Origin of the sequence: Kocuria rhizosphaerae, from assembly GCF_044462265.1 — a bacterium.
In the GTDB taxonomy this organism is placed as follows: domain Bacteria; phylum Actinomycetota; class Actinomycetes; order Actinomycetales; family Micrococcaceae; genus Kocuria; species Kocuria rhizosphaerae.
On record NZ_JBISWL010000093.1, the window covers coordinates 1 to 4869 of the forward strand.

The window sequence follows — 4869 nt, forward strand, 5'->3', positions numbered from 1 at the left end:
CCGACAAGGGCTCCTCCGGCTCCCGCGGCGCATCAGCGGTGGTGGTCATGCTCCATCATCCCCACCGGCTCCGACACCCTAAGACGTGAGGGGGATCACGGACGGGAGGCAGGGGGAGCGTGTGGAACCATCAGAGTCCGGCAGATGGGCGCGGGCAGCCGAAGGACGGATCTCGGCGAACGGCCCGGACGGTTCGGCTCCGGCACCGGGTCAGATGACCGGTCCCCCCACGAAGGGATCCACGGCCAGAGCCAGGAACACGAACGTGATGTAGGCGATCGAGCCGTGAAAGACGTACATCGCCTGCTTGTCCGTGGGCCGGCCGGCCATGGCGAGGGCGTGCAGCCGGTGACTGTGCCACACGAACCACGAGCCCGAGGCCAGCGCCGTCGCGGCGTAGACCCAGCCGGCTCCGCCGACGGGCACGAGCAGCAGGGAGCACACCACCGTGGCCCAGGCGTAGAGCACCACCTGGCTGCCGACGGTCCGGGCGCCGGCAACGGCTCCGAGCATGGGCACGCCGGCGCGCGAGTAGTCCTCGGCGTACTTCATGGACAGGGGCCAGTAGTGCGGCGGGGTCCACAGGAAGATGAAGAGGAACAGCACGAGAGCCGGCCAGTCCAGCCCGCCGGTCACCGCTGCCCAGCCGATCAGCACGGGCATGCACCCGGCCACGCCGCCCCAGACGATGTTCTGGGCCGTCCGGCGCTTGAGGACGATCGAGTAGAAGACGGCGTAGAGGAAGATGGCGACCACGCCCAGTCCCCCGGCGAGCGGGTTGACGCCCAGGGTGAGCCAGCCGACGGAGACGGCCGCGAGCACCCAGGCGAAGACGAGGGCCTCCCGGTCGGTGACCTCGCCGGTGACGAGCGGGCGCTTGGCGGTCCGCCGCATCACCCGGTCCTCTTCCCGGTCGATGTAGCAGTTGAACGCGCCCGCGGATCCTGCAGCGAGGGTGCCACCGACGAGGGTGTTGAGGATGAGCCAGAAATTGGGCATGCCCTGCTGGGCGAAGATCATGGTGGGGACCGTGGCGACGAGGAGGAGCTCGATGATCCGCGGCTTCATGAGAGCCACGTAGGCCCGCAGCTTCCGGGAGACCGTCGTCCGTGCCTCGCGGCCGGAGGCCGCGGCCGCACCCGTGGGCACGGTGCCGAGGACCGATCGCCCCACGGTTCCCGACGTCTCGAGTGAGTTCACAGAATCAGTGCTCCCGGTTGCGGTGGTGTCCCCCGCAGGGTGCGCGAGGAAGGCCCCGACACGTCACGGCGCCGACACGGCGAGGGTCGGCACGGCGGTCGCGGGCGCGGCAGAAGGTCTTATACAGCATAGCGCGTGGCACCGCTCCGCCCCGCCCGGGAGAAGTCGGCGACCATCGTGATCCGGGCGCCTCGCCGGGGCCCACGGTCACATAGCCGAAATACGCGTGACCTAAGCTGGACCCAGACCGCCGGTCGGCGACCGGCGTCCGCTGCGCACGGCAGCGGCTCCCAGCAGAAAGGGCTCCGATTTTCGTGACCGATCTCGATCAGAAGCTGACGTGGACCGAACTCGACCGGCGTGCCGTGGACACTGTCCGGGTGCTGGCGGCGGATGCGGTGGAGAAGGTGGGCAATGGGCATCCGGGGACCGCGATGTCCTTGGCGCCGGCGGCGTATCTGCTGTTCCAGAAGGTGATGGTCCACGACCCGACCGATGACCGGTGGACCGGGCGTGACCGGTTCGTCCTCTCCCCGGGCCACACCTCGCTGACGCTGTACCTGCAGCTGTTCCTGTCCGGGTACGGGATGGAGCTCGAGGACATCGCGTCCCTGCGGACCTGGGGCTCGAAGACCCCGGGACACCCGGAGTACCGGCACACCACCGGGGTGGAGATCACCACCGGCCCGCTGGGCCAGGGCCTGGCCTCGGCGGTCGGGTTCGCCTACGCCCAGCGCTACACGAGGGGCCTGCTCGATCCCGAGGCCGCCGCGGGGAGCTCTCCCTTCGACCACATGGTGTACGTGATCGCCTCCGACGGGGACCTGCAGGAGGGGATCACCTCCGAGGCGTCCTCGCTGGCCGGTGTCCAGGAGCTGGGCAATCTCGTGGTGATCTACGACGACAACCACATCTCCATCGAGGACGACACCGACGTGGCCTTCACCGAGGACGTGTGCGCCCGCTACGCCGCCTACGGCTGGGACGTGGCACGGGTGGACTGGACGAAGTCCGGGGACTACGTCGAGGACGTGGCCGAGCTCTACGCGGCGATCCGCGCCGCGAAGGCGCAGACCGCCAAGCCCTCGCTGATCGCCCTGCGCACGGTCATCGGGTTCCCGGCCCCGGGCAAGCAGAACACCGGGGGCATCCACGGCTCCAAGCTCGGGGCCGAGGAGGTCGCCGCGACCAAGGAGGTCCTCGGCTTCGACCCGGAGAAGTCCTTCGTGGTGGAGGATGAGGTGATCGCCCACACCCGGGGCATCCAGGATCGGATGAAGGAGGTCCGGGCGCGGTGGGAGGAGCAGTTCTCCGCCTGGCGTCAGGCCAACCCCGACCGGGCGAGCCTCTACGACCGGATCCGGGCCGAGGAACTGCCCGAGAACTACGCGGACGCCTTCCCCGTCTTCGAGGCGGGGGCGGACGTGGCGACCCGGGCGGCCTCGGGCAAGGTCATCAACGCGATCGCCGCCACGTTCCCGGAGCTGTGGGGCGGGTCGGCGGACCTGGCCGGGTCCAACAACACGACCATCGAGTCCGCCAAGTCCTTCATCCCGGCGGCCCGTTCCACGGCCAAGTGGTCCGGGGACCCCTACGGGCGGGTGCTGCACTTCGGGATCCGCGAGCACGCCGCGGCGGCGATCGTCAACGGCATCGTGATGTCCTCCCAGACCCGGGCGTTCTGCGGGACGTTCCTGATCTTCTCCGACTACCAGCGCCCGGCCGTGCGCCTGGGCGCGCTGATGAAGGTCCCGGCCATCTACGTGTGGACCCACGACTCGATCGGCCTGGGCGAGGACGGGCCCACCCACCAGCCGGTCGAGCAGCTCTCGGCCCTGCGCGCGATCCCGGGCCTGGACGTGGTCCGCCCGGCCGATGCCAACGAGACCGCCATCGCCTGGCGGACGGTGCTGGAGAACCGTCACGGCCCGGCCGGGATCGCCCTGACCCGCCAGAACGTGCCCACCTTCGCCCGGGAGGACCTCCACCCCGAGGCCGAGGGCGAGAAGTTCGCCTCCGCCGAGGGCACCGCCCGCGGCGGCTACGTCCTGGCCCAGGCCCCCGGAGGCGCAGAACCGGACGTGATCCTGATCGGCACCGGCTCCGAGGTCGCCCTGGCCGTTCAGGCCCGGGCGCAGCTGGCCGCGCAGGGCATCAACGCCCGGGTCGTGTCCATGCCCTGCCGGGAGTGGTTCGACGCCCAGGACCCCGACTACCGCGAGTCCGTGATCCCCTCCCGGATCAAGGCCAGGGTCTCCGTGGAGGCCGGGATAGCCATGTCCTGGCGAGACCTGATCGGCGACGCCGGGCGGGCCGTGTCCCTGGAGCACTTCGGGGAGTCGGCCGACTACCAGAGGCTCTACCGCGAGTTCGGCATCACCGCCGAAGCGGTCACCACCGCCGCCCAGGACTCCCTGGCCGCCGCGGCCCAGACCGCTCCCACCGGAAGCTGAACCGCACCGGTTCCCCCCACCACCCAGCCCGCGGGGCGGGCACGGCATCACCGGTGCCCGCCCCCGCCCGACCAGCACTGCAGCCCGGCTGCAGAGAACCGAGGACCGCATGACCACTCCCACCCGCAAGCTCTCCGAGGCCGGAGTCTCGATCTGGCTCGACGACCTCTCCCGTGAGCGCCTGACCTCCGGGGGACTGGGCCGGCTGATCGAGGAGAAGGACGTCGTGGGCGTGACCACGAACCCCACGATCTTCGCCGCCGCCCTGGCCGCCCACGACGCCTACGAGGACCAGGTGCGCGAGCTCGCCGCGACCGGCACCGACGTCGACGAGGCCGTGCTGGCCATCACCACCGACGACGTCCGCGAGGCCTGCGACCTGTTCGCCCCCACCTACGAGGCCACCCAGGGCGTGGACGGACGGGTGTCCATCGAGGTCGACCCCCGCCTGGCCCAGGACGCCGAGGCGACCGCGGCCATGGCCCAGCGCCTGTCCCAGACCATCGACCGCCCCAACGCGCTGATCAAGATCCCCGCCACCGAGGCCGGGCTGCCCGCGATCACCGCCACGATCGCCGAGGGCATCTCGGTCAACGTGACCCTGATCTTCTCCCTGGACCGGTACCGGGCGGTCATCAACGCCTACCTGCTGGGCCTGGAGCAGGCCCTGGAGGCCGGCAAGGACCTCACCACCATCCACTCCGTGGCCTCCTTCTTCGTCTCCCGGGTGGACACCGAGATCGACGCCCGCCTCGAGCGGGTCGGCACCAAGGACGCCCAGGAGCTCAAGGGCAAGGCCGGGCTGGCCAACGCCCGCCTCGCCTACCAGATCTTCCAGGACTCCGTGGACACCGAACGCTGGGCCCGCCTGACCGGGGCCGGGGCGAACCCACAGCGGCCGCTGTGGGCCTCCACCGGGGTGAAGGACCCCTCCCTGCCCGACACCCTCTACGTGACCGGGCTCGTGGCCCCGCACACGGTCAACACCATGCCCGAGAAGACCCTCGAGGCCACCTACGACCACGCCGAGATCACCGGGGACACCATCAGCGGCACCTACGAGGCCTCCAACGCGGTCCTCGACGCCCTCGCGCACGCCGGGGTCTCCTACGACGAGGTCGTCACCAAGCTCGAGACCGAGGGCCTGACCAAGTTCGAGGACTCCTGGGACGAGCTGCTGGCCACCGTCCGCAACGCTCTCGACAACGCCCGCTGA

3 protein-coding genes are annotated in these 4869 nt (G+C 70.7%); 2 read left to right on the forward strand and 1 reads right to left on the reverse strand.

The genetic code is table 11. The annotated features are described in order from the left end of the window. Nucleotides 1-210: 210 nt before the first annotated feature. Entirely contained in the window at nt 211-1149 is a 939-nt protein-coding gene (locus ACH9EU_RS11235; protein ID WP_396414017.1) for a heme o synthase, read from the reverse strand. 365 nt (nt 1150-1514) lie between these two features. Here ACH9EU_RS11235 and tkt point away from each other — a divergent pair, with 365 nt between their 5' ends. Beyond that, entirely contained in the window at nt 1515-3653 is a 2139-nt protein-coding gene (gene tkt, locus ACH9EU_RS11240) for a transketolase (protein ID WP_396412816.1), read from the forward strand. 109 nt (nt 3654-3762) lie between these two features. After that, on the forward strand, nt 3763-4869 hold the full coding sequence (gene tal, locus ACH9EU_RS11245; RefSeq protein ID WP_396412817.1) for a transaldolase: 1107 nt from the start codon (nt 3763-3765) through the stop codon (nt 4867-4869).

What these genes read in the sequence shown, in the direction of transcription:
- tal (WP_396412817.1), top strand. Translation starts at nt 3,763, where the DNA reads ATGACCACTCCCACCCGCAAGCTCTCCGAGGCCGGAGTCTCGATCTGG.